This is a genomic window from Xylophilus sp. PBN-3R, from assembly GCF_057747805.1.
Window position 1 is genome coordinate 2,066,086 of record NZ_CM173225.1, and the last position, 25,788, is coordinate 2,091,873.

The 25,788-nt window shown below is 66.5% G+C and carries 26 protein-coding genes; 9 read left to right on the forward strand and 17 right to left on the reverse strand.

Annotation, left to right across the window (positions count from 1 at the left end; translation table 11 throughout):
* Positions 1 to 58: 58 nt before the first annotated feature.
* On the forward strand, positions 59 to 496 hold the full coding sequence (locus AC3ANW_RS09815) for a universal stress protein (RefSeq protein ID WP_488344984.1): 438 nt from the start codon (positions 59 to 61) through the stop codon (positions 494 to 496).
* Between the two features lie 16 nt (positions 497 to 512).
* On the opposite strand, the gene AC3ANW_RS09820 is transcribed toward AC3ANW_RS09815, so the two are convergent.
* The 3 genes from AC3ANW_RS09820 to AC3ANW_RS09830 are packed head-to-tail and all read right to left on the reverse strand — an operon-like array spanning position 513 to position 4,048.
* Complete coding sequence (locus AC3ANW_RS09820; RefSeq protein ID WP_488344985.1) at positions 513 to 1,274, reverse strand: SDR family NAD(P)-dependent oxidoreductase; 762 nt, start codon at positions 1,272 to 1,274, stop codon at positions 513 to 515.
* Positions 1,275 to 1,289: 15 nt separating this feature from the next.
* Complete coding sequence (locus tag AC3ANW_RS09825) at positions 1,290 to 1,937, reverse strand: RluA family pseudouridine synthase (RefSeq protein WP_488344986.1); 648 nt, start codon at positions 1,935 to 1,937, stop codon at positions 1,290 to 1,292.
* Complete coding sequence (locus AC3ANW_RS09830) at positions 1,934 to 4,048, reverse strand: PAS domain-containing hybrid sensor histidine kinase/response regulator (RefSeq protein ID WP_488344987.1); 2,115 nt, start codon at positions 4,046 to 4,048, stop codon at positions 1,934 to 1,936. The genes AC3ANW_RS09825 and AC3ANW_RS09830 overlap by 4 nt, the downstream gene beginning before the upstream one ends.
* 178 nt (positions 4,049 to 4,226) lie before the next feature.
* Between AC3ANW_RS09830 and AC3ANW_RS09835 the strand changes: the two genes are divergently transcribed.
* Complete coding sequence (locus tag AC3ANW_RS09835) at positions 4,227 to 5,120, forward strand: alpha/beta fold hydrolase (RefSeq protein ID WP_488344988.1); 894 nt, start codon at positions 4,227 to 4,229, stop codon at positions 5,118 to 5,120.
* A 13-nt stretch (positions 5,121 to 5,133) separates the two neighbouring features.
* Here AC3ANW_RS09835 and AC3ANW_RS09840 read toward each other — a convergent pair whose 3' ends face one another.
* Positions 5,134 to 6,192 (reverse strand): SRPBCC family protein, encoded by a 1,059-nt coding sequence (locus tag AC3ANW_RS09840; protein ID WP_488344989.1) that lies wholly within the window; start codon positions 6,190 to 6,192, stop codon positions 5,134 to 5,136.
* Positions 6,193 to 6,515: 323 nt separating this feature from the next.
* Between AC3ANW_RS09840 and AC3ANW_RS09845 the strand changes: the two genes are divergently transcribed.
* Genes AC3ANW_RS09845 through AC3ANW_RS09860 form a run of 4 tightly spaced genes read left to right on the forward strand, consistent with a single transcriptional unit; the run spans position 6,516 to position 10,264 of the window.
* Positions 6,516 to 7,805 carry a M20/M25/M40 family metallo-hydrolase gene (locus AC3ANW_RS09845; protein ID WP_488344990.1) on the forward strand — a complete coding sequence of 430 codons (1,290 nt, stop codon included), beginning with the start codon at positions 6,516 to 6,518 and terminating at the stop codon, positions 7,803 to 7,805.
* A gap of 12 nt (positions 7,806 to 7,817) precedes the next feature.
* Positions 7,818 to 8,066, forward strand: coding sequence for a hypothetical protein (locus tag AC3ANW_RS09850; protein ID WP_488344991.1), 249 nt, complete (start codon positions 7,818 to 7,820; stop codon positions 8,064 to 8,066).
* A gap of 19 nt (positions 8,067 to 8,085) precedes the next feature.
* On the forward strand, positions 8,086 to 9,183 hold the full coding sequence (gene tadA / locus AC3ANW_RS09855; protein ID WP_488345396.1) for a tRNA adenosine(34) deaminase TadA: 1,098 nt from the start codon (positions 8,086 to 8,088) through the stop codon (positions 9,181 to 9,183).
* A gap of 49 nt (positions 9,184 to 9,232) precedes the next feature.
* Positions 9,233 to 10,264 (forward strand): LD-carboxypeptidase, encoded by a 1,032-nt coding sequence (locus AC3ANW_RS09860; protein ID WP_488344992.1) that lies wholly within the window; start codon positions 9,233 to 9,235, stop codon positions 10,262 to 10,264.
* A gap of 4 nt (positions 10,265 to 10,268) precedes the next feature.
* On the opposite strand, the gene AC3ANW_RS09865 is transcribed toward AC3ANW_RS09860, so the two are convergent.
* The 3 genes from AC3ANW_RS09865 to gntR are packed head-to-tail and all read right to left on the reverse strand — an operon-like array spanning position 10,269 to position 13,086.
* Positions 10,269 to 11,291, reverse strand: a complete 1,023-nt coding sequence (locus AC3ANW_RS09865) for a 2-dehydropantoate 2-reductase (protein ID WP_488344993.1) — start codon at positions 11,289 to 11,291, stop codon at positions 10,269 to 10,271.
* Positions 11,292 to 11,331: 40 nt separating this feature from the next.
* Entirely contained in the window at positions 11,332 to 12,018 is a 687-nt protein-coding gene (locus AC3ANW_RS09870; RefSeq protein WP_488344994.1) for a pentapeptide repeat-containing protein, read from the reverse strand.
* Between the two features lie 18 nt (positions 12,019 to 12,036).
* Positions 12,037 to 13,086, reverse strand: a complete 1,050-nt coding sequence (gene gntR / locus AC3ANW_RS09875; RefSeq protein ID WP_488344995.1) for an HTH-type transcriptional regulator GntR — start codon at positions 13,084 to 13,086, stop codon at positions 12,037 to 12,039.
* Positions 13,087 to 13,233: 147 nt separating this feature from the next.
* Here gntR and AC3ANW_RS09880 point away from each other — a divergent pair, with 147 nt between their 5' ends.
* Entirely contained in the window at positions 13,234 to 13,794 is a 561-nt protein-coding gene (locus tag AC3ANW_RS09880; RefSeq protein ID WP_488344996.1) for a gluconokinase, read from the forward strand.
* Between the two features lie 65 nt (positions 13,795 to 13,859).
* Complete coding sequence (locus AC3ANW_RS09885; RefSeq protein WP_488344997.1) at positions 13,860 to 15,152, forward strand: MFS transporter; 1,293 nt, start codon at positions 13,860 to 13,862, stop codon at positions 15,150 to 15,152.
* 27 nt (positions 15,153 to 15,179) lie between these two features.
* On the opposite strand, the gene AC3ANW_RS09890 is transcribed toward AC3ANW_RS09885, so the two are convergent.
* From AC3ANW_RS09890 to AC3ANW_RS09905, 4 genes are all read right to left on the reverse strand, one after another.
* Positions 15,180 to 15,686: a DUF1993 domain-containing protein gene (locus AC3ANW_RS09890; protein WP_488344998.1), complete on the reverse strand. Its 507-nt coding sequence runs from the start codon at positions 15,684 to 15,686 to the stop codon at positions 15,180 to 15,182.
* A 109-nt stretch (positions 15,687 to 15,795) separates the two neighbouring features.
* Positions 15,796 to 16,776, reverse strand: coding sequence for a Bug family tripartite tricarboxylate transporter substrate binding protein (locus tag AC3ANW_RS09895; protein WP_488344999.1), 981 nt, complete (start codon positions 16,774 to 16,776; stop codon positions 15,796 to 15,798).
* 38 nt (positions 16,777 to 16,814) lie between these two features.
* Entirely contained in the window at positions 16,815 to 17,183 is a 369-nt protein-coding gene (locus tag AC3ANW_RS09900) for an AtuA-related protein (protein ID WP_488345000.1), read from the reverse strand.
* On the reverse strand, positions 17,180 to 18,562 hold the full coding sequence (locus tag AC3ANW_RS09905; RefSeq protein WP_488345001.1) for an acyclic terpene utilization AtuA family protein: 1,383 nt from the start codon (positions 18,560 to 18,562) through the stop codon (positions 17,180 to 17,182). The genes AC3ANW_RS09900 and AC3ANW_RS09905 overlap by 4 nt, the downstream gene beginning before the upstream one ends.
* Before the next feature lie 97 nt (positions 18,563 to 18,659).
* On the opposite strand from AC3ANW_RS09905, the gene AC3ANW_RS09910 reads away from it, so the two are divergent.
* A complete protein-coding gene (locus AC3ANW_RS09910) occupies positions 18,660 to 19,580 on the forward strand; it encodes a LysR family transcriptional regulator (protein WP_488345002.1) in 921 nt (306 codons plus the stop codon).
* Between the two features lie 43 nt (positions 19,581 to 19,623).
* On the opposite strand, the gene AC3ANW_RS09915 is transcribed toward AC3ANW_RS09910, so the two are convergent.
* The 6 genes from AC3ANW_RS09915 to AC3ANW_RS09940 form a co-directional block, all read right to left on the reverse strand.
* Positions 19,624 to 20,631, reverse strand: a complete 1,008-nt coding sequence (locus AC3ANW_RS09915; RefSeq protein ID WP_488345003.1) for a tripartite tricarboxylate transporter substrate-binding protein — start codon at positions 20,629 to 20,631, stop codon at positions 19,624 to 19,626.
* A gap of 51 nt (positions 20,632 to 20,682) precedes the next feature.
* Positions 20,683 to 21,531 carry an HpcH/HpaI aldolase/citrate lyase family protein gene (locus AC3ANW_RS09920; protein WP_488345004.1) on the reverse strand — a complete coding sequence of 283 codons (849 nt, stop codon included), beginning with the start codon at positions 21,529 to 21,531 and terminating at the stop codon, positions 20,683 to 20,685.
* Positions 21,528 to 22,706 (reverse strand): CaiB/BaiF CoA transferase family protein, encoded by a 1,179-nt coding sequence (locus tag AC3ANW_RS09925; protein WP_488345005.1) that lies wholly within the window; start codon positions 22,704 to 22,706, stop codon positions 21,528 to 21,530. Before AC3ANW_RS09925 ends, AC3ANW_RS09920 begins: the two co-directional genes overlap by 4 nt.
* A gap of 12 nt (positions 22,707 to 22,718) precedes the next feature.
* The gene (locus AC3ANW_RS09930) at positions 22,719 to 23,882 is read right to left on the reverse strand and encodes an acyl-CoA dehydrogenase family protein (protein WP_488345006.1); all 1,164 of its coding nucleotides are present in this window, start codon (positions 23,880 to 23,882) and stop codon (positions 22,719 to 22,721) included.
* A 9-nt stretch (positions 23,883 to 23,891) separates the two neighbouring features.
* On the reverse strand, positions 23,892 to 24,758 hold the full coding sequence (locus AC3ANW_RS09935; protein WP_488345007.1) for an HTD2 family dehydratase: 867 nt from the start codon (positions 24,756 to 24,758) through the stop codon (positions 23,892 to 23,894).
* A gap of 120 nt (positions 24,759 to 24,878) precedes the next feature.
* Positions 24,879 to 25,772 (reverse strand): LysR substrate-binding domain-containing protein, encoded by an 894-nt coding sequence (locus AC3ANW_RS09940; protein ID WP_488345008.1) that lies wholly within the window; start codon positions 25,770 to 25,772, stop codon positions 24,879 to 24,881.
* Positions 25,773 to 25,788: the final 16 nt, after the last annotated feature.

Consider the following 25,788-nt stretch of genomic DNA (forward strand, 5'->3'; position numbering starts at 1 on the left):
GCCGGCGGGGCAGGGCGCATAAAGTGGGCTCGCATCAATCACAAGAAGGAGTTCCGCCATGTTCAAGAAAATCCTCGTGCCGATCGACGGTTCCGACACCTCCATCGCAGCCCTGCGCCGGGCGATCCGGCTGGCCAAGCTGACCGACGGTTCGGTGACCGCGGTTTCGGTGATCGATCCCTATCCCTTCACCGGTGTCGGCACCGACATGGCTTATGGCCAGGAGCAATACCTGGTGGCGGCCAACAACGAAGCCAGCGCGGCCCTGGACCAGGCGCACGCATCGGCGGAAGCGCTGGGATTCGAACTCGAAACCGTGGTGGTCGAGGGCCATGCGATTCACCGCGGCATCGTCGAGACGGCGGACAGCATCGAGGCCGACCTGATCGTGATCGGCTCGCACGGCCGGCGCGGGCTCGAAAAACTGGTGCTGGGCAGTGTCACCCAGCGGGTGCTGGGCGACGCCACCATCCCGGTGCTGGTGACACGCAACTGAGCCGCGCAGCCGGAGTTCAGCCCCGCACGTCGGCCAGCGGTTCGGCGCCGAAGTCGGGGCGCTGCAGATAGGCCAGAACCGCGCGCGCGGCGTCGGCCGGTGAGGCCAGGCTGCCGGACGCGTGCAGGCCGGCAAAACGGCCGATGTCCGGGAACGCCGCTGCATCGGCTCCACGCAGTTGCTGCTGCATTCCGGTGTCGATCACGCCCGGCGCCAGCGAGCAGAGTTGCGCTCCGTTAGGCAAGGTGGCTTCGTCCAGCGCAGCACAACGGGTGAACATGTCCATGCCGGCTTTCATCGTGCAATAGGCCGATTGCGAGGCCATCGGCCGCCGTCCGAGTCCGGACGAGATATTGAGCACCTTGCGCGGCATCTGCCAGTCTCGTGTGGCCGACAGGAAGGCCGATGTCAGCAGCATCGGCGCTTCGAGTCCGACCCGCATCGCCGTCACGATGTCGGCAGCGGACGCATCGCGCAGCGGTACCAGCGGCGGCATCAGCGCTGCGTTGTTGATGAGCGTGACGCTGGCGAAGCGGGCTGCGTCCTGTTCGCCCAGCCACTGTGAAAGGCGAGCCGCGGCGCCAGCGCCGTCCGCCAGATCCACCGGCCATTGCGCGACGGCGAAGCTGTTCCTGAGGGCTGCTTCTTCCAGGCTGGCGTCGGTGCCGCGGGACATGCAGACCAGTGTATGGCCCGCCTGCAGCAACTGGTGCGCCATGGCCTGGCCCATGCCTTTCGAAGCGCCGGTCAGGATAAAAAGATGGGTGGTTTCGGTCATGTTCCAGCTCTTGGTTCAGAAGGGCGGTTCGGCATCGAAGCGCAGTGGTTCACGGGTGATGGGATGCGCCAGCGCCAGTGTCTGCGCATGCAGCAGCAGGCGCGGCGCGCGGGCAGCCACGTCGGGTTCGGCGTATAGCGCATCACCGACGATGGCATGGCCCTGGGCCAGCAGGTGCACCCGCAGCTGGTGGGTGCGGCCGGTCAGCGGCTGCAGCCAGACGCGTGTGGTGCCGGCCTGCGGGTCGTGCGCCAGCACCCGCCATCGCGTGCTGCTGGGTTTGCCTTCGGCCGCGTCGACCTTCTGCAGCGGCCGGCGTGGCCAGTCGGCCGCCAGCGGGAGGTCGATCATCGACCAGCCTTCGTCGTCCAGCGTGTCTTCCGCCTGCCGCAGCCGGCCGTCGACCACCGCCACATAACGCTTGAAGACCCTGCGTGCGGCGAACTGCCGGCCGAGCGCCGCCTGCGTCGCGGCATCGCGCGCGAAGATCATCAGGCCGGACGTCGCCATGTCCAGCCGGTGCACCAGCAGCGTTTCGGGTCGGTCGATGTGAAGGCGGGCGATCAGGCAGTCCTGCTTGTCCTCGCCCCGGCCGGGCACGGCCAGCAGGCCGGCGGGCTTGTCGACCACGAGCAGGTGGTCGTCCACGAACAGCGGCGTCAAGAATGTTCGCCCTGCACCAGGCGTTGCACGGTGGCGCACAACTCTTCGACGTCGTTCGGCTTGTGGATCAGCGCGCGTGCGCCTTCCTGCCTGGCCGCCGCCTCGATCTCGGCGGTGACGTAACCCGAAGCCAGCGCGACCGGCAGGTCGGCGCGGATCATCCGGGCCTCGCGGGCCAGGTCCAGACCGCTGTAACCGGGCATGTTGTAGTCGGTCACCAGCAGGTCGAATGCGGCGGGGTCGGCCCGGAGTGCGGCTTCGGCGGTGCGCGGATCCGAGAAACCGCTGACCCGGAAACCGCGTCGCCGCAACAGGCGTTCGACCAGGAACACCAGGGCCTTGTCGTCGTCCACGTACATGACGTGTCGGCCGTGGCCTTCGGCGACCGGCGACGGGTCGATCCGGCGTTCGGCCTTGCCGGTGGGCGCTCCGTCGGCCGCCATCGCCGCCGGGAAATAGAGGGTGAAGGTGCTGCCCTGTCCGGGCACGCTGCGCACGTCCGTGGCGCCCTGGTGAGTCCGCATCACGCCATGCACCACGGACAGCCCGAGGCCGGTGCCCTGGCCCACTACCTTGGTGGTGAAGAAAGGTTCGAAGATGCGCTCGAGGGTGGCCTTGTCGATCCCGCTGCCGCTGTCGCTGACCATCAGCGCCTCGTAGGCGCCGGGCGCCAGGCCCAGCCTTTCGCAGGTGCGCTGGTCGGGATGGGCCATGTCCAGCCGCACGGTGACCGAACCGCGGGCGTCGCCCACGGCGTGGATGGCGTTGGTGCACAGGTTGAGCAATGCCTGCTCGACCTGGGTGGCGTCGGCCATCACCGGGGGCAGGTTGCCGGCGAGGTCCAGCCGCAGTTCGACGGTCGGCGGCAGCGTGACCCGCAGCAGGCGTTCGGTTTCGTGCACCACCTCCGACAGCGACACCGGCGCGCGCTGCGTGGGTTCGTTGCGGCTGAACGTGAGGATCTGCCGCACCAGGTCGCGTGCACGTCGGCCGGCCTTGCCGATTTCCTGGAGGCTTTCCTGTGCGGGCGCGCCTTCCGGCAGGTCGGCTCCGGCCAGTTCGACATTACCGAGGATGGCCGCCAGGATGTTGTTGAAATCGTGCGCGATGCCGCCGGCCAGCGTGCCCATGGCCTGCATCTTCTGCGACTCGCGCAACTGCGCTTCCAGCACCGCCCGGTGCGCCTCGGCCTTCTTGCGGCCGGTCAGGTCTCGGGCGAACACGGTGGTGCTTTCGCCGGCCGCGTGGCGCTCGAAAGACACGCTGATCTCCACCGACAGTTCACGCCCTGAAGCGGTGCGGGCGGTGCGTTCGCCCAGCATGGCCTGGGTGGAGATCTGGGCAAATGCCAGGGCCTGGGCGGCGTCGGGCAGGAAACGCTCCAGCGGGCTGCCCAGCGCGTTGCCGGCGCTGCACTGGAACAGCGCGGCGGCGGTCGGGTTGAAGACGGTGATGCGGCTGTTCTGGTCGACGCAGATGATGGCGTCCAGCGCGGAATTGATCACCGCCTCGAGCCGGCGTTCGCCCAGGAAAAGCTGCTCGTTGCGCTCCTGCAGCGCCATGGCGCTCTGCTGCAGCGCGCGCCGCTCCGCCAGCAGCGGGCCCTGGTCCACCACCGCGCAGATGAATTGCACCACCGGCTCGCCGTCTTCCTGGAGGGTTTCGATGCGGCGGATGTGCAGGTCGCCGGTCAGCGTGGCGTGGTCGCCGATGGAAAACACCACCTCCGACGTTTCGCTGTGGCCGTTGCGCAGGGCCTCGCGGAAACCCTGCATCACCTTGGACACATGTCCGACGCTAACAAAAGGCATCAGCGACACCAACGGGCGGTCGCGTTCGGAGGGCTGGAAGAGCCGGTGCGCCATGGCATTGCCCTGGACCACCATGTCGTGCTCGTCGACCACCATCAGTGCCAGCGGCACGCTGGCAAAAAGCGTCTCGAATCGCTCCGAGGCGCTTTCGGCGGCCGCGTTGCTGTAGCGCAGAACCTTGTTCTGGGCTTCCAGCTCCGCCACCCGGCGCTCCAGCGTTTGAATGCTGGAAGCGGACGGCTGACCCCGTCGGCGTGGCTCTTGAGGTTTGCGTTTGGAGGCTTTGGCCATTCTGGGCATGCATTCTGCCTGCGCCTTCGCCGGCCAGCCAGCGGCACTCGCCGAATCCCGCGGCGCGGAACCCGCTTTCCGCGGTACAGGCGACCCGGGAATCGGTAACACCATGGAAACGAGCCGCTTGTTCATGAACAATCCTCGAAGTGACTGCCGATACGGCGGTGATCACCAAGGAGTCAATATGTTCGAAGGATTTGCCACCCACGATGTGGCGGTCGACGGGGCGACCATTCATGCCCTGGTAGGCGGCCACGGGCCTGCCGTGCTGCTGCTGCACGGCCATCCGCAGAACCACACCATGTGGCATCGGGTGGCCGAAGGGTTGTCGATGCGTTTCACCGTGGTGGTGGCCGACCTGCGTGGTTACGGCGATTCGTCACGGCCCGAGGCCGGCATCAACAACACGGCTTATTCGAAGCGGGTCATGGCGCAGGACATGGTCCAGCTGATGTCGCACCTGGGGTTCGAGCGTTTTCTGCTGGGCGCGCATGACCGTGGCGCACGGGTGGCGCACCGGCTGGCGCTCGATCATCCGGAGCGTGTCGAAAAACTCATGCTGCTCGATATCGCGCCCACGCTGGACATGTACGCCGGCACCAATGAGGACTTCGCCAAGGCCTACTGGCACTGGTTCTTCCTGATCCAGCCGGCCCCTTTGCCCGAACGCCTGATCGAGGCCGACCCGGTCGCATACGTGCGTGAGGTGATGGGCCGGCGCCATGCCGGCCTGGCTCCGTTCGCTCCGGCCGCCATGGCCGACTACGAACGGTGCATCGCCATACCCGGGACGGCGGCCAGCATCTGCGCGGACTATCGCGCGTCGGCCGGCATCGACCTGGACCACGACCGTGACGACCGCGAGGCCGGCAACAAGCTGACCATGCCGGTGCGGGTGATGTGGGGCGCCGACGGCGTGGTGCACCGCTGTTTCGACGTGCTGGAGCTGTGGCAGGCCCAGGCCGAGAACATCAGCGGCGCACTCACCGGATGCGGTCATTATCTGGCCGAGGAAGATCCGGCGGCGGTGCTGGGCCAGATGCACGATTTCTTCAAGAGCGAGAAATCGGGCGACTGACCCGGCCTGACTTTCAGGACTTGGCCTTGCGGTTGAAAATCTTGCCGACCACCAGCCATTTGCCCTCGATCTTCAGCAGGTTGAAATAATCGACGAACTGATGGGTGGGGTAATCGATCGTCAGTTTGGCGCTGGCCGCCGTGCCTTCGATGTCGATGTGGTCGATTTTCACGGTACGGGACTGCACGACTCCCGCCGGAATGTAGTTGGACAGGAAGTTCGCGACCGACTCGTCCACCAGATGATTTTCACGGACGAACTTCACGCTGGCGGACGGATGGAACGCCCTGGCGACGGTGGCTGAATCACCGGCGGTTCCGCCGTCCGCATAGAAACCGATCACCTGGCGTATGGCGTTGCTGTCTTCCACTATCCTCCTGACAGCCTGCAGGCCGCTCGAATACACACCGTTGACGGCTGCAATTGCGGCCGCATCGTCCTTGCCTGCCGCCGGCCGGGCCGTCCGGTCTGCCCGGCTGAATGTGCCGGTCCAGCTGAACAGCGCCTTCTCGCGGTCCGGCAGTGCCTTGATTTCGATGGTGGTCAGGTAATCGGTAACCGGAAACGCCCCCCCGGTGATCGTGTAACGAAGCAAACGGTTTTGCGGCTCGTAGGCAGTCAGCCTTTCGTCCAGCGTGCCGCCATCGACGAATCGCAGCCGGCGAATGGCGCCTGGCACGTTGTTGGTTCCGTGGGTGATGTCCGTGGCGACCACCACCGGGTGCCAGTCCTGCAATCTGCCGAAATCGGAGACGATGGCCCAGACGTCGGCGGGCGACATGTCGAGTTCGATTTTTTGCTCGACATGGAGATTCGCCTTGTCGGTTTGAATGGCCTTTTCGGCTTGGGCAGGTGTGGTCATGAATATGGCTCCCGGAATGATGAGTAAGTTGAAGAAGGAAACGAAAACCTTCTTCTTGATTTCGCCGGAACGGAGCGTTTTTATGGCATTTGCCATCAGCAGCGATTTGCATGGATCGGGCAGCGCCTCGACTGAGATGGTGGCGGGATAAGTGAAGTGGTACCGGAGCATCCGGTATTGCAGCTCCTGGGCCAACAGGGTGCCAACCATGCTTTGGAGTCTTGTCTCTGCGACGTGGGCAGGGTCGTTCATTGGAGTGGCCTTCAAAATGATTGAGGCGAAAATACGATTCAAAAACAGATGAATGTATTCGGCGGTGAAAAATGTGTAGGCTCTGTTACGCCAATGGCTCCACGCGGATACCGGGAATATCGATGCAGGTGAATGGCTTTCCAGAGTTGAAAATTCATTATTGCCCCCCGTCGTCCGGCCTTGAATAATCAACGGAATCGGAATATGTGGTAAGTGTGCGCGCACACCATTCGGGCGGGTGGCGGCGTGATAACTTCCGCTTTTTGCCCCAGGAGTCCTCCATGCCGCAAGGCCGTACCTTCCACCGTCCCGCTCTGGTTGCCGTCGCGGCTGCCGCCACGCTCGCTTTCGTTTCCGTCGCGCACGCTGCGCCCGTGGCCGCCATCCAGGAAGCCGCCAGGGCTCAGCAGCAGGGGATGCTCGACACCATGCGCGACCTGGTGAACATCGAATCGGGCAGCAAGGACATCGAAGGACTGGGCAGGATCGCGGCGCTCATCGGCGACCGCCTCACGGCGCTGGGCGGCAAGGTCGAGCTCATCACGCCGACGGATGTCTTCCGCATGGACGACACGCCCGAAAAGGTCGGCCAGGTGGTGCATGCCGAGTTCAAGGGCACCGGTACCAAGAAGATCATGCTGATCGCGCACATGGACACCGTGTACCTAAAGGGCATGCTGAAAGACCAGCCCTTTCGCGTCGAAGGCGACAAGGCTTACGGCCTGGGCATCGCCGACGACAAGCAGGGCGTCGCAGCCATCATCCACACGGTGACGATGCTGCAGAAGATGGGTTTCAAGGACTACGGCACGCTCACCGTGCTGATCAACGGCGACGAGGAGATCAGCTCGCCGGGCGCCCGCAGCACCATCGTCAAGTACGGTGCCGAGCAGGACGCGGTGCTGTCCTTCGAAGGCGGCGGCAGCGACGGCAGCCTGCGGCTGGCGACCAGCGGCATCGGTGCCGCCTACCTGAACGTCGTCGGCAAGACATCGCATGCCGGCGCGCGTCCGGAAGGCGGCGTCAATGCGCTGTACGAGATGTCGCACCAACTGCTGCAGATGAAGGACCTGTCGCAGAACGATCGCGGCCTCAAGCTCAACTGGACCGTCGCCAAGGCTGGCACCAATCGCAACGTGATTCCCGGCGAGGCCAGTGCCCAGGCCGATGCCCGCGCACTCAAGGTGGCCGATTTCGAAGCCCTCGAAAAGGCGCTGCAGGAAAAGGTCCAGAACAAGCTGCTGCCCGAATCGAAGGTGTCGGTGAAGTTCGAGGTGCGTCGCCCGCCGCTCGAAGCCAGCGACGCCGGCCGCAAGCTGGCCAACCACGGCCGTGCCGTCTACGAAGAACTGGGCATCCCGATGAAGGTGATGGACGTCGCGACCGGCGGCGGCACCGACGCCGCCTTTGCGGCGCTGAAGTCCCGCGGCGCGGTGATCGAAGGCATGGGCCTGAGCGGTTTCGGCGCGCATTCGAACGACGCCGAATATGTCCAGATCAACACCATCGTGCCGCGCCTGTACCTGGCCACCCGTCTGGTCATGGACGTGTCGCAAGGCAAGGTGAAATAAGGAGCAGGCGGCATGCGTGCACTGTTCGGCATCGTCGGGATCCTGCTGGTCGTGCTGGTGGTGGCGCTGTCGGCTCGCCAGCAGCTGGAAGCCAGGGCACCGGGCGTACCCATCGTGCCGGCTGCGTCCGGCGCACCGGGTGTCACCACGGCCGCGCCGGTACACCCGGAGGCGCAACAGGTGCAGCAGGTCCAGCGTGCGCTCGACCAGGCGGCAGCCGAGGCACGCAACCGCCTCGATTCGGCCGAGAAAGCCCCCTGAGGTGAACGACGAACAGGCGATGCGCCTGGCCATGGACCAGGCCCGCGCCGCCCAGGCGGCCGGTGAGGTGCCGGTAGGTGCGGTTCTGGTACGGGACGGCCAGGTTTTTTCCGCCGGTGCCAATGCGCCGGTCGCACTGTCCGACCCTACCGCCCATGCCGAAATCGTCGCCCTGCGCGCCGCCGCGGCCGCCACGGGCAACTATCGGCTGGACGGCTGCACCCTCTACGTCACGCTCGAGCCCTGCCCGATGTGCGCGGGCGCACTGCTGCATGCGCGGCTGGCTCGTGTGGTCTACGGAGCGGCCGATCCACGGACCGGCGCCGCCGGATCGGTGGTCGACCTGTTCGCCGAAGCACGCCTGAACCATCACACGAGCATCCAGGGCGGCGTGCTCGCCGACCAATGCGGCGAACTGCTCAGCAGCTTCTTTCGCGAACGCCGTGCGGTGCAGGCGCGTGCCGCCGAACCGCTGCGGGAAGACGCCCTGCGCACACCGCGCCGCGCCTTCGGTGATGCCTGGGAAGGCGCCTATCGGAGCGACCTTCCGGCCCTGGAAGGCCTGCGGCTGCACTACCTGGACCTGGGATTCGGCTCGGCGGCCGCCGACGCACCGGTCTTCGTCTGCCTGCACGGCCCCGCCGACTGGAGCCAGCGTTTTGCCGATGTCGCGGCCGGGCTGGCCGGGCAGGGCGCGCGGGTTCTGGTGCCCGACCTGATCGGTTTCGGTCGCAGCGACAAACCCAAACGCGAGGACTTCCATCGGCTCGACTGGCATGTGCTGGCCCTGCGCGACTGGTGCCTGGGCCTGGTTCGCGGCCGCATCGTGCTGGTCTGCGACGGCGCTGATACCGGCCTGGCCGACGCCCTGGCTGCGGCGCTGGGGGAACAGTGCGCCGGCCGGCTCCTGCTGCCGTCGCCGATGCATGAAACGCTGCGCAAGCTGCCATATCCGGACCGGGGACACGCAGCCGCGGCGCGGGTGTTTTCGGGAGGCTGGCGAGCACCCTCAGACAGCGGCGCCGCCGCCCGTGCGCCCAAACCATTGCGGAGCCTCAGCCTGCCGGACGAAAACGTGCCTGCGCTGAGGGGGGCTGTGGAATACTTCCGCGCCTGAATCCGTCCATCCCTTTGACGAGGCGGCCCGACCTGGGCCGACATCCCGCTTGCCTTCCACGCCTGACCATCCGGAACATTCGGACCACTCGCAGCATGATCACCAGGATCATGACCACGCCCACTGCACGCATCCGGCGCACGACCATGGCCCGAAGACCATCTACGTTTATTCGCCTTCCGGCGCGGTGCGCGACAAGCCGGCATTCCGCCGTGGCGTGAAACGCCTGCAGGCGCTTGGCCACACGGTAGAGATCGACGCCGACGCACTCACTTCCCACCAGCGTTTCGCCGGCGACGACGCCACCCGCGTCACCGCCATCGAGCGGGCCTGCGCCAGTGGTGCGGATGTCGCGCTGATCGCTCGCGGCGGCTACGGCCTGACCCGCATCCTGCCGTCGATCGACTATCCGATGCTCGAAAAAGCCATCGGCGGCGGCATGAAGTTCATCGGACTGAGCGACTTCACCGCCCTGCAGCTGGCGGTGCTGGCAAAGACCGGCGCCACCACCTGGGCCGGCCCGGCGCTGGGGGCGGACTTTGGCACGCCGGAGACGCCTGACGACATCATGGAAGCCTGTTTCGATGACCTGCTGACCGGCCACGGCGAAGGCGCCGGCTGGCGCATGCCGGCCACGCCGCGCAGCGCCACCAGCGTGGCACCCGACGACCTCTACCTGCAGAAGGCCACCTTGTGGGGCGGCAATCTGGCGGTGGTGTCGGGCCTGGTCGGAACGCCCTACCTGCCGTCGGTTAAAAACGGAATCCTTTTCCTGGAAGACGTCAACGAGCATCCGTACCGGGTAGAACGCATGCTCACCCAACTGCTGCTGTCGGGTGTGCTGGGCAGACAGAAGGCCATCGTGCTGGGCCAGTTCTCCGCCTACCGCCTGACTTCCCACGACAAGGGTTTCAAGATGCAGACCGTGGTCGACTGGTTGCGTTCACAGACCGACGTACCGGTGCTGACCGGCCTGCCGTTCGGCCACGTCGCCACCAAGGTGCTGCTGCCGGTGGGCGGCAGGGTTTCGTTGTCCGTGGAAGGCCGTGACGCACTGATCTATTGGGGCCACGTCCACTGAAAGACTATTCGGCCACCGCCTGCGGGTAGAGCCCGTGGGCCCGGCCGAACAGCCGAGCCAAGCCCAGCAGGGCGTCGATCGAAGGTGTCGGCACACCGGCCCGCCGGGCGATCTCGTGCACCGCCGTGACGATACCGTCGAGTTCCATCGGCCGCCCGGCTTCCACGTCCTGCAGCATCGAGGTCTTGAAGGCCCCCAGCTTGCGGGTGATGAGGTGGCGTTCTTCGGGTGTCTGTTCGATGGGGCAGCCGATGCGTGCACCGACGGCCTGGCATTCACGCATTGCGTCGGTGCAGAACTTGCGCACCAGCGGGTCATCCAGTACGCGGTCGCTGGTGGCGCCGGTGATGGCGGTCAGCGGGTTCATGGTGAGGTTGCCCCAGAGCTTGTACCAGAGGTGATGCCGGATATCGGGCACCGCCCTGGCGTCGAAACCGGCATCTTTCAGCAGTGCCGCGATCTGTCCGGCGCGTTCGCTCGAGCCGCCCTGCGGTTCGCCGACGATCAGCCCGGCGCCCATCGCGTGGCGGACCAGGCCGGGTTCGGCGGTGGCGGTGCTGGCGTGCACCACGCATGCCACCACCTGCGAAAACGGCAGTGCGGTGGCGATACGGCCGCCCGGGTCCACGCTGTCGAGGGGCCGGTCGCCGATGGCCGGAACGCCATGGCCGAACCACCAGGGGACGCCGTTCATGGCGGGCAGCAGCACCGTGTCCGGGCCGATCATCGGGCGGATCCGTTCGGCTGCTTCGGCCAGCGCGGGCGCCTTGACGGCGACGACGATCAGGTCCTGTTCGCCGAGTATCGCCGGATCGTCAGAAGCCTGTCGGACCGGGGCCTGGATCAGTTCGCCCTGCTGCTGCAGCCGCCAGCCGTGTTCACGCAGGGCATGCAAGGTCGCGCCGCGGGCCAGCGCACTGACCTGCCGATCCTGGCCCCGCCCCGCCGCCGCCAGCCGTGCGCCGATGAAACCGCCGATGGCCCCTGCGCCGACGATTGCGATACGTTTGAAACCCGTCTCCGCCATATCCGATGTCTCCTTTTGAGGAGCCGGATTTTGCGTCAGTTCAATGCACCCGCACGCCCATGCTGCGCAGCATCTCCGCGGCCTGGTCGGAAGAGATGACCGCGCCCTTCAGCAGCTGCGCCACCGCCGTGATGCGCATTCCGCCCAGGTCGACCGAACGCAGGTCGGCGCCGTCGAACCGGGTGTTCTTGAGGTTGGCATCCCGCAGGCTGCCGCCGTTGAATACGGCATCGCGAAAATCGCAGCCGCCCAGGTCGGCATCACTCATGTCGAGCTGTTCGAGTTTCTGTTTGCGGAATGAAAGGCCGCGCAGATCGGCGCCCACCAACAATGATTCCCTGAAACTCAGGCCCAATCCCTGGCATTCCCGGAAATTGGCGCCGGTGAGTTTGACTTCGGAAAACAGCGCCGACGACAGGCGGGCCGCACCCCAGAAGGTATTGTTCAGGTCGCATTGCCAGAACCGTGCATCGGTCAGGTCGGTCGCCTGGAAGTCGGCTTGCCGGGCGCGGCAGTCCTTCCAGCGCGAACTGCTCAGTTTTGCGCCCTTGAACCCGGTCTCCGCAAAGTTGCATGCGGTGAAGACGCAGCCACGCAGGTCGAGGCCGGACAGGTCGGCGCCTTCAAAATCGCAGCGTTCGAAGCTCAGGGCCGGCGGTTTTCCTGCCAGCAAGGCGGCCAGGGCATCGCGATCGAAAGTGATGTCCTGATGGTGGGATTCGGTCATGTGCGCCAGCGGTTTCGATTATTCAGGGGCGGCGATCTTATTCGCCGTCACGGTGCTGCCACGCGCCACCAGTTCGTAAGGGAGTTCGACACAGCTCTGCGGCACCGCGCGGCGCTGCATCAGCTGCAACAGCATGGTGGCGGCGCGGGTGCCGATCTCGCCGCGCGGGGTGCGCAGGCTGGTCAGCGGCGGGACCATCTGGTCGCTGCCCGCCAGGTCGTTGAAACCCGCGACGGCCACCGTGCCCGGAACCGATATGCCCAGTCGCAACGCGGCCAGCAGCGCGCCCTGTGCCAGGTCGTCGTTGCAGAAGAAGATGGCGTCGGGCGGCGAGGGCAGGGCCATGAAGTCTTCGAACATGCGCGCGCCCAGCGCAATCGAAGAAGGTTCCGGTCTAAGGAACTCAAGCTCGGGCCGGTAACAGCCCGCGAGCTGCAGTGCATGCCGATAACCGTTGGCCCGCTGGATGACTCGCGAATCCAGTTGCGCGCCGGCAAAGGCGATGCGGCGCGCACCGCCCGCCAGCAGATGCCGCGTCATGGCCTGACCGGCGTCCTGCTGCGAAAAACCCACGCAATACACCTGCGGTGCATCACTCACCTCCATCGTGTGGACGCAGGGCAGTCCGCTTGCGGCGATCAGCCGGCGGGTCGCGTCGCTGCGTTCGAAGCCGGTCACCACCAGGCCCGCCGGGCGATGCGCCAACTGTTCGCGCAGCAACTGTTCCTCTTCCTTGAGGTCGTAGTGGGTGATGCCGATCAGCGTCTGGAAACCCGCAGGCCGCAAGGCGCGCTGGATGTTCTCGACCAGGTCGACGAACAAGGTGTTGGACAGCAGGGGAATCAGCACTGCGACATGGCTGCTGTGGCTGGACGCCAGTGCGCGTGCGGCGGTGTCCGGAACGTATCCCAGCGCATCTGCGGCGGCGCGCACGCGTGCCACCAGGTCGGGTGCGACCGCCCGTTCGCCACGGAGTGCGCGCGACACGGTGATGGGGCTGACGCCGGCCTGCTCGGCGACATGCTGAAGAGTGATGCGGCCTTTGGACCGCGTTTTTGGCGTACTCATGCTTGCTTGTAAAGGTGGTGACGGTTCGCCGCGACCTAGTGCAAACCCGTATACGGGGTCAGGAGGCAGGCGATTAGGATAGCGCTGTCCGATGGTGGGCCGGCTTGTTCCGGCCTTCTGCCGTCCGACTTTTCCGGGCCGTACCTCATGACAGCGACTTTCGACAATTCAGATAACGACCAAAAGAACGATGCCCGCCGTCCGGCAGCGACCTGGTGGGTGGTGATGGGGGTTTCCGGGTGCGGCAAGTCCAGCCTGGGCACCCGGCTGGCTGCCAGTCTGGGGTTGCCCCTGATCGAAGGCGATGATTTTCACCCCCCGGCGAACATCGAGAAGATGCATTCCGGCATCGCGCTGACAGATGCCGACCGCGCCGGATGGCTGATCGCCCTGGGCGAGGCGATGGCGGGGCACGAGGACGGCGCGGTGCTGACCTGCTCGGCCCTCAAGAAGGCCTACCGCGACACCTTGCGTGCCGCCGTGCCCGGCCTGCGTTTCGTCTTCATGGAAATCAGCCCGCAAGAGGCGCTGGACCGCGTCGAGGCGCGCAAGGCAAGCCATTTCTTTTCCAGCAGCCTGGTCGACAACCAGTTCGCCACGCTGCAGGACCCGACGGGCGAAGACGGCGTGCTGCCGGTCCCGGCAACCGATTCCATCGACCAGCTGGTGCAGCGCGTGTCGGCCTGGTCGGCTGGGCAGGGCGACTGAGACCCGCTCGCCGCCGCCCCGCCTCCCATCATCAAGTTCAAGTACCGCTTCTTCGAAAGATAGTCATGGCATTTCTCGACGGCCAGAAAGTACCCAACCGCCGCTGGCGCATCGGCGGCCTGCTGGGCATCGGCGTATTGGTCAATTATCTCGACCGGCTCAGCCTGTCGGTGGCGGCCCCGCAGATCAGCCACGATCTGAACCTGTCGCCCGAACAGGTCGGCATCTTCCTGTCGGCCTTCTTCTGGTCGTACGCCTTGCTGCAGGTGCCGGCCGGCATGCTGCTCGATCGTTTCGGCCCCACCCGCATCGGCCGCTGGGGCGCCTTTGCATGGGGCGTGGCTTCGACCATCACCGCTTTCGCCGGCGGCTGGGGCGGCATCTTCGCGGCGCGCATGTTGCTCGGCGTGGCCGAGGCTCCGGGTTTCATGGTCAGTTCGAAGGCAACCGGCTACTGGTTCCCGCGCGGTGAACGTTCCTTCGCAACCGCGCTGTTCGATGCGGCGGCCAAGTTCTCGAACGTGATCGGCGTACCGATGGTGGCTTTCGTGGTCGTCGGCATGGGCTGGCGCTGGGGTTTCGCGCTGACGGCGGCGATGAGCTTCGCCTACTTCTTTGCCTTCCTGTTCATCTACCGCGACCCGAGCGCCGACACGAAGCTGTCGCCCATCGAACGCCGCTACATCGTCGAAGGCGGCGCGGCCCCCGAAGGCGTACCGCCGGTCAGTGCCAGCGGCATGCTGGGTTACCTGTTGCAGCAGCGCAAGGTCTGGGGCCTGACCATCGGTTTCGCGGCCTACGGTTATTCGTTCTACCTGTTCCTGACCTGGCTGCCGGGTTACCTGGTGCAGACCATGCACATGAGCATCATCAAGTCGGCCGGTTTCGCCGCCATCCCCTGGATGGTCGCCACCATCTCCGACCTGGTGGTCGGCGGCTGGCTGATCGACCACCTGATCGGCAAGGGTCACGAGGAATCGAAGGTCCGCAAGACGGTGCTGGTGTGCGGCATGGTGCTGGGCCTGGCGGTTTTCGGCGCCACGCAGACCACCGACCCGGTCTGGGCCATCACCTGGATCTCCATCGCCCTGGGCGGCCTGGCCGCGGCGGCACCGGTGGGCTGGTCGCTGCCTTCGCTGATCGCTCCGCGCGGCGGCGTGGGGACCGTCGGCGGCCTCATGAACTTCGGCAACAACCTGATGGGCGCGGCCGCTCCCATCGCCACCGGTTTCATCGTCGGTGCCACCGGCTCGTTCGGCAACGCCTTCCTGCTGGCCGGTGTGATCTTGTTGGTGGGGATCTTCTCGTTCGTGTTCCTGATGGGGCGTATCGAGCCGATCCCCGAGCCGAAAGGCTGACCAGGCCGCGGCAGGGGGGGCCAGCGTCTACACCTGGCCCAGGTAGTCGTTCTTGCCGACAGGCGCGCCGTTGTGACGCAGGATCGCGTACGCGGTGGTGATATGGAAGAACAGGTTGGGCAGGGCGAAGTGCAGCAGGTAGTCCTGGCCGTTGAACCGGCGCTCACGCTCGCCCGATCCCACGGTCACCGCCCGCTCCTCGCTGCCTTCGAAGGCGCCGGGCGGCACGGTCTTGATGAATGCCAGCGTCCTGGCGATGCGTTCGGCCAGCTGCTCGAACGTGGTCTCGTTGTCCTCGAAGGGCGGGGCGGTCTGGCCGCTCAGGCGGGCCACCGCCAGCTTGGCGGTGTCGCAGGCGATCTGCACCTGCTTGGCCAGCGGCAGCATGTCGGGCGCGAGGCGGGACTGCACCAGCACGGTCGGCTCGATCTTTCGGGCGACGGCATCGGCAAGGGCCCTGTCCAGCACGAAGGCCAGCCGGCCCAGGCTGTGCTGGAAAACTTTGGAAGAAGCGTCGTACATCGACAGGGACATGGGATGCTTTCTGGTTATCAGCTTATGAGGGTCGCCATGCTATCCAGCGGCAGCCCGCGGTGCCACCGGGTTCGCCGTAGCCCCATGCATCCCCGGTGATAGCCACCGGCTACTCGGCCTCGATGCCGGCTGCCTTTACGATGCGGCCCCATTTTTGCGATTCGGCCGCCTGGAACTTCGCCAGTTCTTCGGATGTGGTGGTGTACACCTCGGTGCCGGTCGGTTCGTAGAACGCGGTGCGTGCGGCTTCGCCGTGCGCGGCCCTCACCAGCATCTCGTTGAGTTTCTTCACCACCGCCGGGGGCGTTTTGGCCGGCGCGTAGGCGGCGAACCAGTAGCCCATTTCATAACCCGGCACACCGGCTTCGGCGATGGTCGGCACGTCGGGTGCCAGCGGCGATCGCTTGGCGCTCGACATGCCCAGCGCCCGCAGCTTGCCGGCACGCACCTGGGGCAGCCCGGTCGCGGTGTCGGTGATCATCATGCTGATCTGGCCGCCCAGCAGGTCGGTGACCGCCAGGGTGTTGCTCTTGTAGGGCACGTGCAGCAGTTTGGTGTCGGTCATCTGCTGCAGCAGTTCGCCGGCCATCCGCGACGACGAACTGCCGCTGCCGAAGGAATATCTGCCCGGCTCTTTTTTGGCGAGCGCGATGAACTCACCCACCGACCTGGCCGGGAATGCCAGGTTCACCACCATGATCTGCCCGCCCTTGCCGAGCGCGGCGATCGGTGCGAAGTCCTTCACCGGGTCGTAGGGCAGTTTCTTGAACAGGTGTTCGTTGGCCGCGTGGGTGGTGTTGGTGGTGATCAGCACGGTGTACCCGTCGGCCGGTGCCTTTGCGACCTGCTGCGAGGCGATGAAACCGCTGGCGCCGGCGCGGTTGTCGATGACCACCGGCTGTTTGGTTTCGGTGGTCACGCCGTTGGCCAGCGCGCGGGCGATCTGGTCGGTGGCGGTGCCGGCGGCGAAGGGCACGACGAAGGTGATGGCCCTGTCCGGAAAACCCTGTGCGAATGCCGGTGCGGCGACCAGGGCCGCGATGGCCGCCAGGGCGGTGCGTCGGGGAAGTGAATGCAGGTTGAATCTCATGTTTTTGTCTCCGTTGTCGTTGTCGAAAAAAGGGTGCGTCAGTCGGTTCCCACCAGTCGGTGCGCCAGTGCGGCGGGCACCTGGATCGGCAGTTCGAGCAGCAGGAAGGACAGTGCCTTGCCGTGGGTATCGAGGTTGAGTGCGTCGTTCACGCCGCCGTCCAGCACACCGTCCAGCACGATGTTCATTGCCTGCAGCCTGGGCAACACGAAACGCTGCACATCGGTCGGCCGCCGATGGCCGAAGTGCGCCGCCACCGCATAGGTGGTGACCTGTTCTACCAGCAGCGGCCAGAGCTCGGCGTGCCAGGCAATCACGCTGATATTGGATCGGTCGCCCTTGTCTCCGGTACGGCCATGGGCCAGCCGGTACAGCGGAACGGTGAGCATGTCGGCTGTTTCGGTCATGCGGTTTCCTCGGTGATGAAACGAAAACCGGTGGGCACCGCATCGCGCGGCAGCAGGCACGACACAGTGTTGAGCCTCGCGGTGAGGCTGGTGCGCACGCCGCCGCCGCCAGCCGGGCCGCAGGTGTAGAGCGCGGTGACCTCGCGGCCCAGGCGCTCGGCCTGCGCCCGGTCGGCATGGGTGGCGGCCACCCGCAGGCGGATGTCGCGCCGGCCGAGGTCGGCGCTGGCGGCCAGCAGGCGGCCGTCGTCGTCGCCGAGGATGCTGGTCGCACCGATCAGGTCCACCCGCAATTTAAGCCCGGGCAGGCGCTGGCGCAGCACGTCGGCCGCCAGCCGGGCGCGGGCCTCGGCGCGGGGGCCGGCATAGGAGATTTCGCCTTCGGCCAGCCAGCCGCCTTCGTGGCAGACGTTGACCTTATAGCTGGCGGTACGCGGATGGCCGGTCACGCCCTGCAGCGTCACCTGGTCGATGCCGGCCTGGCCGACGGTGGCGTTGGTGATGTCGGCGACCACGTCGGGCGTCAGGTAGGCGGAAGGATCGTGGACCTCGTACAGCAGTTGTTCCTTCACCGTGGCCTCGGTGACATAACCGCCGGTGCCGGCCGACTTGCCGATGGTGCAGCTGCCATCGACATGGATCTCGACAATGGGGAAACCCACTTCCGCCAGGCCTGGAACATCCTTGTAGCCGGGGTCGGCGAAGTAGCCGCCGCACACCTGGCTGCCGCATTCGAGCAGGTGGCCGGCCATGGTGGCGCGGCCGAGTTTCTGCCAGTCGTCCGCCGCCCACCCGAAGTGCGAAACGGCCGGGCCGACCGCCAACGACGGGTCGGCCACCCGGCCGCAGACGACGATCTGCGCGCCCGCGTCCAGCGCGGCGGCAATGGGTTCGGCACCGATGTAGGCATTGGCGCTGACCACCTCGCCGCTGGCCAGCCGCACGCCGAGTTCGGCGCGCAGCAGGTCCATCGCGGAGGTGCCGCGCAAGTCGTCGCCCCACACCACGGCGACCCTGGGTGCCGCGGCACCCAGTTCCGCCGCCATCCGCAAGACCTGGCGGGCCGCTGCCTCGGGGTTGGCCGCGCCGAAGTTGCCGACGATGCGGATGCCGTGCGCCAGGCAGCGTTTCAGCACCGGCCGCAGCATGGCGTCGAGCAGGGGTTCGTAGCCGGCCTCGGGGTCGGCCCGGCGGCGCAACTGCGCCAGCGCCAAGGTGCGCTCGGCCAGCGTCTCGAAGATCAGGAAGGCGCGCCGGCCTTCCGGTCCGCCTGCCAGCCTTTCGATCAGCGTGTCGACCACCGGGCCGGCGGCGTCGGTGCGGTCGCCTGAAAAACCGGCCGCGCAGCCGATCAGCAGCGGAAGTCCTGAACTTGTCATCTCACCCTCCTTGTCTCGTCGTTTGGCCGCACTTTAGGCAAGCCTGGACAATCCGTAAAATTGAAAATCCGGATCGATTCATCCAACAGGCAGATCAATGGGAAATGTCCAGCCCGACCTCTCCACGCGGCAGCTGCGCGCCTTTCTGGCACTGGCGGATGCGCGGCATTTCACCCGCGCGGCAGAGGCCTGTTACCTGTCGCAGCCGGCCTTCAGCGCGCTCATCCGCGCGCTGGAATCCTCGCTGGGTGCCCGGCTGTTCGACCGCAACACCCGCAGCGTGCAGCTGACCCCGGAGGGCCGGCTGTTCGAGCCCTCCGCACGGCGGCTGCTGGCCGATGTGGGCGATGCCCTCAAGAGCCTCGACGACCAGGTCGAACGGCGGCGCGGCCGGGTGCATGTTGCGGCACTGCCGTCGCTGTCGGCGGGATGGTTGCCGGCCATCCTGGCGGAATTCCACACGCATTGGCCGGGCGTCGAACTGGTGCTTTCGGATCGGCTGTCGGACGCCTGCATGGGCCTGGTGCGCGGCGGCCAGGCCGATTTCGCGCTGGCTTCGGTCGCCATGCCGGCTGCCGAATCAGCGGGGCTTCACCTGCATGCGCTGCACGCGGACCGTTTCCATCTGGTGTGCCGAACCGACCATCCGCTGGCGATCGGGCCGCTGCCGTCGTTGAAACGTATTTCGGCCTATCCGTTCGTGCACATGGCGCGCAACACCAGCGTGCGGCAGGCGCTGGAAGCAGCGCTGCATCCGCTGGTGATGAACACGGTGCTGGAAGTGGAGCAGCTGGCGACCGTGACCGGGCTGGTGGACGCCGGGCTGGGTGTCAGCATCGTGCCCACCCTCACGCTGTACCAGTTTCAGCGGCCGACGCTGGTGACCCGGGCCTTGAACCTGCCCAGGTACACCCGGCCGGTGTACCTGGTGCGGCGGAAGGAAGGCAGCCTGTCGGTCGCGGCGCAGACGCTGCACGACCTGGTGGTGCAGCGCATGGCCCATACGAAATGGGTCTAGCCCCGACACGCCGGCGCAGCGCAGCGCGCAGCGGGGTTTTTTCTTATTCGGCCTGCACGCCCGAGGCCTTGATGACCTTGCCCCACTTGTCCATCTCGGACGCCAGCAGGTTGCGCAGGCTCTCTGGCGTGACCTTGTCGGGCGACACGATCTCGCTGCTGAGTTCGGCCAGCCGAACTTTCACCGTCTCGTCCTGCAGTGCGGCGCGCAGGGCGGTGTTGATGCGACTGGTGGCTTCCTTCGGTGTGCCCTTGGCCACGTACATGCCATGCCAGACCTTCACGTCGAAACCCTTCAGGCCCTGCTCGTCCAGCGTCGCAAGGTTAGGGAAACTCTTGAGGCGCTGCGGTGTGGTCACGCCGAAAACCTTGACACGGGTGCCGTCCTTGATGACCGGGCCGGTCGATGTGGTCTGGTCGCACAGCACGTCGACTTGGCCGCCCATCAGGTCGTTCAGCGCCGGGCCGGCGCCCTTGTACGGAATCTGGGTGGGTGTGGTGCCGGTCTGGCTGGTGAACAGCAGGGCGCACAACTGCGACACGGCGCCGATGCCGGCATGCGCCATCGACACCTTGTCGCCGTTGGTCTTCATGTACGCCAGCAGTTCCTGGAAGTTGTTGACCGGCAAATCCTTGCGCGACAGCAGGGTCATCGGCACGTCCATCACCTGGCCGATGTATTCGAAATCCTTCAGGGGGTCGAAGCTGAGTTTTTTATAGAGCGAAGGCGCGGTGGACATGCCCATGTGCTGGAACAGCACCGTGTAGCCGTCGGGCTTGGAACGCGCCACCCGCGCGCCGGCCAGCGTGCCACCGGCCCCCACCGTGTTCTCGACCACCACCGTCTGGCCCAGCGACTTGCCCATGGGCACGGCCAGCACCCGCGCCACCACGTCGGTGGGGCCGCCGGCGGAGTAGGGCACCACCAGCGTGATGGGTTTTTCGGGCCAGCCGTTCTGCGCCCGGGCGGCAGTCTGCAGGCCCAGGCCGAGCACGGCGGCGGTGGCCAGCAGGGCAAGGCGGCGTGGCTTGAGTGTCCTGGAAAGATGCATGTCGGTGTCTCCTTTGTAGGTCTTCAGATACAGGCTGATATTTGACCGCTCTCAGGCGGTTTGCCGGCTTCGCGCAAGCACCCGTTGTGCGGTGACGATGACCGGTGTATCGACCATGCGGCCGTCCACCGTGCAGACGCCGCCACGGCTGGTATCCACTGCCGCCAACACACGCCGTGCCCAGTCCTGGCGGTCGGCGGTGGGTGTGAAAGCGGCATGCACCCGCGCTACCTGAGCCGGATGGATGCACAGTTTTCCGCCAAAACCCTGGCGTAGCGCACGGGCCGCGTCGCGGTCGGTGGCGGACAGGTCGCGGGTGTCGGTGGTCACGCTGTCGACCGGCGGCGGCAGGCCGTGGCGGCGGCTGGTGCGCACCATGTCCCAGCGGGCAGGGGCGATCTCGGATTCATCAGGACCGCAGCTGATGCCCAGGTCGTTCTGCAGGTCGAGATGGCCCAGGCAGAGCCGCACCACGCCAGCGCCCGGGGCGATGCTGTCGAGCGCGTCCAGCCCCGCGCCGCTTTCGATCTGCGGCAGCAGCGGCAGGCCGGGGCAGGCGGCGGCGATGGTGGCGAGCAGCGCGGCGTCTTCCACCTTCGGCACCATCAGACCGCCGAGCGACGCTTCGGGCAGACCGGCGATGAAAGCCAGGTCGTCGCCGAACCAGGTGGTGTCCCGGGCATTGATGCGCACCATCACACGCAACCGGTCGGCCGCGGACAGGCCGGCCAGGCTTTGCGCCAGGGTCTGCCGTGCCTCGGCTTTGGCATCCGGCGCCACGGCGTCTTCCAGGTCGATGATCACCACGTCGGCACCACTGACCAGCGCCTTGGCATGGCGTTCGGGCCGGTCGGCCGGCACGAAGAGCAGGCTGCGGGCATTCGTCGGCAGCAGGCTCATGCGGTCGCTCCGGTCAGCGCGGCGATGGCGGCGTCGTCCAGCCCGGCCTCGCGCAGCAAGGCTTCGGTGTGTTGGCCGATGCGTGGCACCGCGTCCATGCGCGCCTCCCAGCGATCGCTGCGGCCGGGTGGCAGCAGCGCCGGAATGTCGCCCGCCGGGCTGCCCACCGTGCGCCAGCGCTGGCGGGCCTTCAGTTGCGGATGGGCCCACAGGCCGGCCATGTCGTTCATGGTGGCGTTGGCGATGCCGGCGCGGTCCAGACGCTCCAGTACCTGCGTGGTGTCCAGCGTCGAAAAGGCGGCGACGATGATCGCCTTCAGCACCTCCCGGTTGGCATTGCGTTTCGAGTTGGTGTCGAAACGCGGATCGGTCGCCAGCGCCGGGTCCTGCAGGGCCAGGTCGCAGAAGAGTTTCCACTCGCGTTCGTTCTGCAGTCCCAGCATCACCGTGCCGCCGTCGCCCGCCGGGAACGGGCCGTACGGGTAGATGCTGGCATGCGAAGCCCCGGCGCGGGGCGGAGGGGCGGCGCCTTCGTAGGCGTAGTACATCGGGAAACCCATCCACTCGGCCAGCGACTCCAGCATCGACACGTCGATGTGTGCACCCTCGCCGGTATTGGCCCGCCGCAGCAGCGCCGCCAGGATGTTGGTATAGGCGTACATGCCCGCCGCGATGTCGGCGATGGAATTGCCCGACTTGCTGGGCTGCTCGGCCGTGCCGGTGACCGACAGAAAACCCGCCTCGCTCTGGATCAGCAGGTCGTATGCCTTCCTGTCGCGATAGGGGCCGTCGGCGCCGTAGCCGGAGATGTCGCAGACGATCAGCCGCGGATGGTCGTTCTTCAGGGTGTCGTAACCCAGGCCCATGCGGGCGGCGGCACCCGGCGCGAGGTTCTGCACCAGCACGTCGGCCTTGGCGATGAGCTGCCGCAGGGCGGCCAGCGCGTCCGGGTTCTTCAGGTCCAGCGTCAGGCTTTCCTTGCTGCGGTTGGTCCAGACGAAATGCGATGCCTCGCCGTTCACCCGCTGGTCGTACGCGCGGGCGAAGTCGCCCACGCCCGGCCTTTCGACCTTGATGACCCGTGCGCCCATGTCGGCCAGCTGGCGGGTGCAGAAGGGCGCGGCGATGGCGTGTTCCAGGGAGACGACGGTGATGCCTTCGAGTGGCAATGACATGGCGTGCCTCTTTCAGTAAGACCGCGGCAGACCCAGCACATGCTCGGCGACATAGCTCAGGATCATGTTGGTGGAGATGGGAGCCACCTGGTAGAGCCGGGTCTCGCGGAACTTGCGCTCTACGTCGTATTCGTTGGCGAAACCGAAACCGCCGTGGAACTGGATGCAGGCGTTGGCCGCCTCCCAGCTCGACTTGGCGGCCAGGTACTTGGCCATGTTGGCCTGCGCACCGCAGGGCTGGTGGGCATCGAACAGGCGGCAGGCTTCCCAGCGCATCAGGTTGGCGGCCTCGACCTCGACATAGGCCTCGGCGATGGGGAATTGGACACCCTGGTTCTGGCCGATGGGCCGGCCGAAGACCACCCGCTCCTTCACGTATTTGCTGACCCGGTCGATGAACCAGTAGCCGTCGCCGATGCACTCCGCCGCGATGAGGGTGCGCTCGGCGTTCAGCCCGTCGAGGATGTACCTGAAACCCATGCCTTCCTCGCCGATGAGGTTTCCGGCCGGGATTTCCAGGTTCTCGAAAAACAGCTCATTGGTTTCGTGGTTGACCATGTTGGGGATGGGCCGCACCGTGAGCCCGGTCTTTTCGGCCTCGCGCAGGTCGACCATGAAAATCGACATGCCTTCGGACTTCTTCTTCACTTCGGCCAGCGGTGTGGTGCGCGCCAGCAGGATCATCCAGTCGCTGTGCTGCACCCGGCTGATCCAGACCTTCTGGCCGTTGATGACGTATTTGTCGCCCTTCTTCACCGCGGTCGTCTTGATCCTGGTGGTGTCGGTGCCGGTGGTCGGTTCGGTCACGCCCATCGCCTGCAGCCGCCATTCGCCGCTGGCTATGCGCGGGAGGTAGAAATCCTTCTGCTGTTGCGAGCCGTGGCGCAGCAGGGTGTTCATGTTGTACATCTGGCCGTGGCAGGCGCCCGAGTTGCCGCCGCTGCGGTTGATCTCTTCCATCACCACGGAAGCCTCGGCCAGGCCCAGGCCAGAACCGCCGTATTGCTCGGGGATCAGCGTGGCCATCCAGCCGGCCCTGGTCAGGGCGTCGACGAACTCTTCCGGGTAGCCGCGTTTCTCGTCGACCTTGCGGTGGTATTCGTCCGGGAACCGGGAACACAGGTCACGCACCGCATCGCGGATGTCGACATAGGGATCGATGGATGTCTGGCTCATGTTCTTTTTTCAGGCGAGGGTGGCGGTGGCTTGCATGGTCAGGAAACCTTGGTGGTCCTGGCCCCAGAGGCGAATGCTCTTGCCGTCTTCCGACGGTTGGCCGTTGAGGCGGAAAGGGTGGATGTCGAACGTCGGCCGCACTGCACGGAACTCGAAGGCCGCCAGCTGCCGGCCGGGCAGGTGGCGATGCACCAGATCGACCAGCAGGGTGGCGATCAGCGGGCCGTGGACGATCAGGCCGGGATAGCCTTCGACGCCGGTCACGTAGCTGCGGTCGTAGTGGATGCGGTGGCCGTTGAAGGTCAGTGCGGAATAACGGAACAGCAGCACCGGGTCGGCCTGCAGGTCGCGCTGCCAGGCCGCGCCGGTCTCGGCGCTTGCCGGCGGCGGCGCGGTTTCGCCGGGTCCGGCGGCGGCGCGGTAGACGATGTCGTGTTCTTCCGATACCGCCAGGCCGTTCTGGTTGTGCAGTTCGTGGCGCACGGTGACGAACACCAGTTCGCCGCTGCGGCCTGCCTTGTGTTCGACCGACACGATGTGGGAGCGCCTTTCGACCTTCTGGCCGACGGTGACCGGGTTGCCCGCCGCCCACCGCAGCCGGCCCCCTGCCCACATGCGGCGAGGCAAGGGCACGGGCGGCAGGAAACCACCACGTTTGCCGTGGCCGTCGGGCCCGATGTCCGACTGTCTCTGGTGCGGCAGAAAATAGAGCCAGTGCCAAAGTTCGGGCAGCACGGTGCCCGCTGCGGGCGTGTCGGCCTCGATGTCCATGGTGGCATTCATGGCCACCACCGGGCCGGCGGATATATGGTCCGTCGCGGTTTCGCTGCGGCCCTGCCAGCCTCGCAGGTGTTCGATTTCAGTGGGGTTCAGCATGCCCCTGATTCTGGGCAGCCGGCCTCGTCAAGGCCATCGGGATTAGGTCAAGTGGGGCTTGCCGAAATTCGAGGTCCGGGGATACCCCCGGCGGCAACGCCCGCAGGTGTCGCCGGGTTTTCAGCCCGGATGGGGCGCTGTCAGCAGGCCCAGCAGCAGGGTCAGCGACACCGGGCGCGGCCGGTCCTTCTTGATGCAGGCCAGCATGCGGCGGTCGGCCCAGGGCTCGGCCAGCGCGCGCACCTGCAGGCCCATGCTCTGGCTCATGGCGCTCGCCGCCTGGTAGGGCAGGATGCCGATGCCCAGCCCGGCCTGGACGAATTTGCAAACCACCTCAAAACCCCGCACCTGAACCCGCAGCTTCAGCCCCTTGCCGGCGTTGACCGCGTGTTCGGCCAGCAGATTCATCATGGTCGAGCTCGATTCGAGTGCCACCAGGTCGTAGTCGAGGACATCGGAAAAACGGGCGGTCTCGCCGTCGGCCAGCGGGTGGCCCGGCGGCACAACCACCGCCAGCCGGTCGCTGCGGTAATCGAAACATTCCAGGCCCTCGGTCGCCGCGCCTTCCATCACGATGCCGATGTCGGCCTCGCCGGCCAGCAGCATCGCCACGATCTGCGCGCTCCAGCGTTCGTCGACGATCAGCCGCACATCGGGATGAGCCGCGCTGAAACGGGCCAGGTCGTCCGGCACGAACTGCGTCATGGCCGAGGTGCTGGCGAGGATGCGCAACTGGCCGCGCCGCCCCGCGCCGTGGTCGGCCATGTCGGTCTGCATCTGGTTGATGTGCAGCAGCATGGCGCGCGCGTGCTGCAGCAGCGTGGTGCCTGCGGGAGTGAGTTCGACACCCTTGGGCGAGCGTTCGAACAACTGCGACTTCATGCGGTGTTCGAGCAGCGATATACGCCGGCTGGCCGCTGCCAAACCCATGTGCTGCGACTCGGCGGCGCGGGTGATGCTGCGCAGTTCGGCGGCCTTGACGAAGAGGGCGAGGGAATCGTTGTCGGGCAGCATGCGCAATTATGGTCAG

Bases quoted from the DNA above. Each gene is read 5' to 3' on its own strand.
- AC3ANW_RS09815 (WP_488344984.1), top strand. From the start codon at position 59: ATGTTCAAGAAAATCCTCGTGCCGATCGACGGTTCCGACACCTCCATC.
- AC3ANW_RS09820 (WP_488344985.1), bottom strand. From the start codon at position 1,274: ATGACCGAAACCACCCATCTTTTTATCCTGACCGGCGCTTCGAAAGGC.
- AC3ANW_RS09830 (WP_488344987.1), bottom strand. From the start codon at position 4,048: ATGCCCAGAATGGCCAAAGCCTCCAAACGCAAACCTCAAGAGCCACGC.
- AC3ANW_RS09835 (WP_488344988.1), top strand. From the start codon at position 4,227: ATGTTCGAAGGATTTGCCACCCACGATGTGGCGGTCGACGGGGCGACC.
- AC3ANW_RS09840 (WP_488344989.1), bottom strand. From the start codon at position 6,192: ATGGTTGGCACCCTGTTGGCCCAGGAGCTGCAATACCGGATGCTCCGG.
- AC3ANW_RS09845 (WP_488344990.1), top strand. From the start codon at position 6,516: ATGCCGCAAGGCCGTACCTTCCACCGTCCCGCTCTGGTTGCCGTCGCG.
- AC3ANW_RS09850 (WP_488344991.1), top strand. From the start codon at position 7,818: ATGCGTGCACTGTTCGGCATCGTCGGGATCCTGCTGGTCGTGCTGGTG.
- tadA (WP_488345396.1), top strand. From the start codon at position 8,086: ATGCGCCTGGCCATGGACCAGGCCCGCGCCGCCCAGGCGGCCGGTGAG.
- AC3ANW_RS09865 (WP_488344993.1), bottom strand. From the start codon at position 11,291: ATGGCGGAGACGGGTTTCAAACGTATCGCAATCGTCGGCGCAGGGGCC.
- AC3ANW_RS09870 (WP_488344994.1), bottom strand. From the start codon at position 12,018: ATGACCGAATCCCACCATCAGGACATCACTTTCGATCGCGATGCCCTG.
- gntR (WP_488344995.1), bottom strand. From the start codon at position 13,086: ATGAGTACGCCAAAAACGCGGTCCAAAGGCCGCATCACTCTTCAGCAT.
- AC3ANW_RS09880 (WP_488344996.1), top strand. From the start codon at position 13,234: ATGACAGCGACTTTCGACAATTCAGATAACGACCAAAAGAACGATGCC.
- AC3ANW_RS09885 (WP_488344997.1), top strand. From the start codon at position 13,860: ATGGCATTTCTCGACGGCCAGAAAGTACCCAACCGCCGCTGGCGCATC.
- AC3ANW_RS09890 (WP_488344998.1), bottom strand. From the start codon at position 15,686: ATGTCCCTGTCGATGTACGACGCTTCTTCCAAAGTTTTCCAGCACAGC.
- AC3ANW_RS09895 (WP_488344999.1), bottom strand. From the start codon at position 16,776: ATGAGATTCAACCTGCATTCACTTCCCCGACGCACCGCCCTGGCGGCC.
- AC3ANW_RS09900 (WP_488345000.1), bottom strand. From the start codon at position 17,183: ATGACCGAAACAGCCGACATGCTCACCGTTCCGCTGTACCGGCTGGCC.
- AC3ANW_RS09905 (WP_488345001.1), bottom strand. From the start codon at position 18,562: ATGACAAGTTCAGGACTTCCGCTGCTGATCGGCTGCGCGGCCGGTTTT.
- AC3ANW_RS09910 (WP_488345002.1), top strand. From the start codon at position 18,660: ATGGGAAATGTCCAGCCCGACCTCTCCACGCGGCAGCTGCGCGCCTTT.
- AC3ANW_RS09915 (WP_488345003.1), bottom strand. From the start codon at position 20,631: ATGCATCTTTCCAGGACACTCAAGCCACGCCGCCTTGCCCTGCTGGCC.
- AC3ANW_RS09920 (WP_488345004.1), bottom strand. From the start codon at position 21,531: ATGAGCCTGCTGCCGACGAATGCCCGCAGCCTGCTCTTCGTGCCGGCC.
- AC3ANW_RS09925 (WP_488345005.1), bottom strand. From the start codon at position 22,706: ATGTCATTGCCACTCGAAGGCATCACCGTCGTCTCCCTGGAACACGCC.
- AC3ANW_RS09930 (WP_488345006.1), bottom strand. From the start codon at position 23,882: ATGAGCCAGACATCCATCGATCCCTATGTCGACATCCGCGATGCGGTG.
- AC3ANW_RS09935 (WP_488345007.1), bottom strand. From the start codon at position 24,758: ATGCTGAACCCCACTGAAATCGAACACCTGCGAGGCTGGCAGGGCCGC.
- AC3ANW_RS09940 (WP_488345008.1), bottom strand. From the start codon at position 25,772: ATGCTGCCCGACAACGATTCCCTCGCCCTCTTCGTCAAGGCCGCCGAA.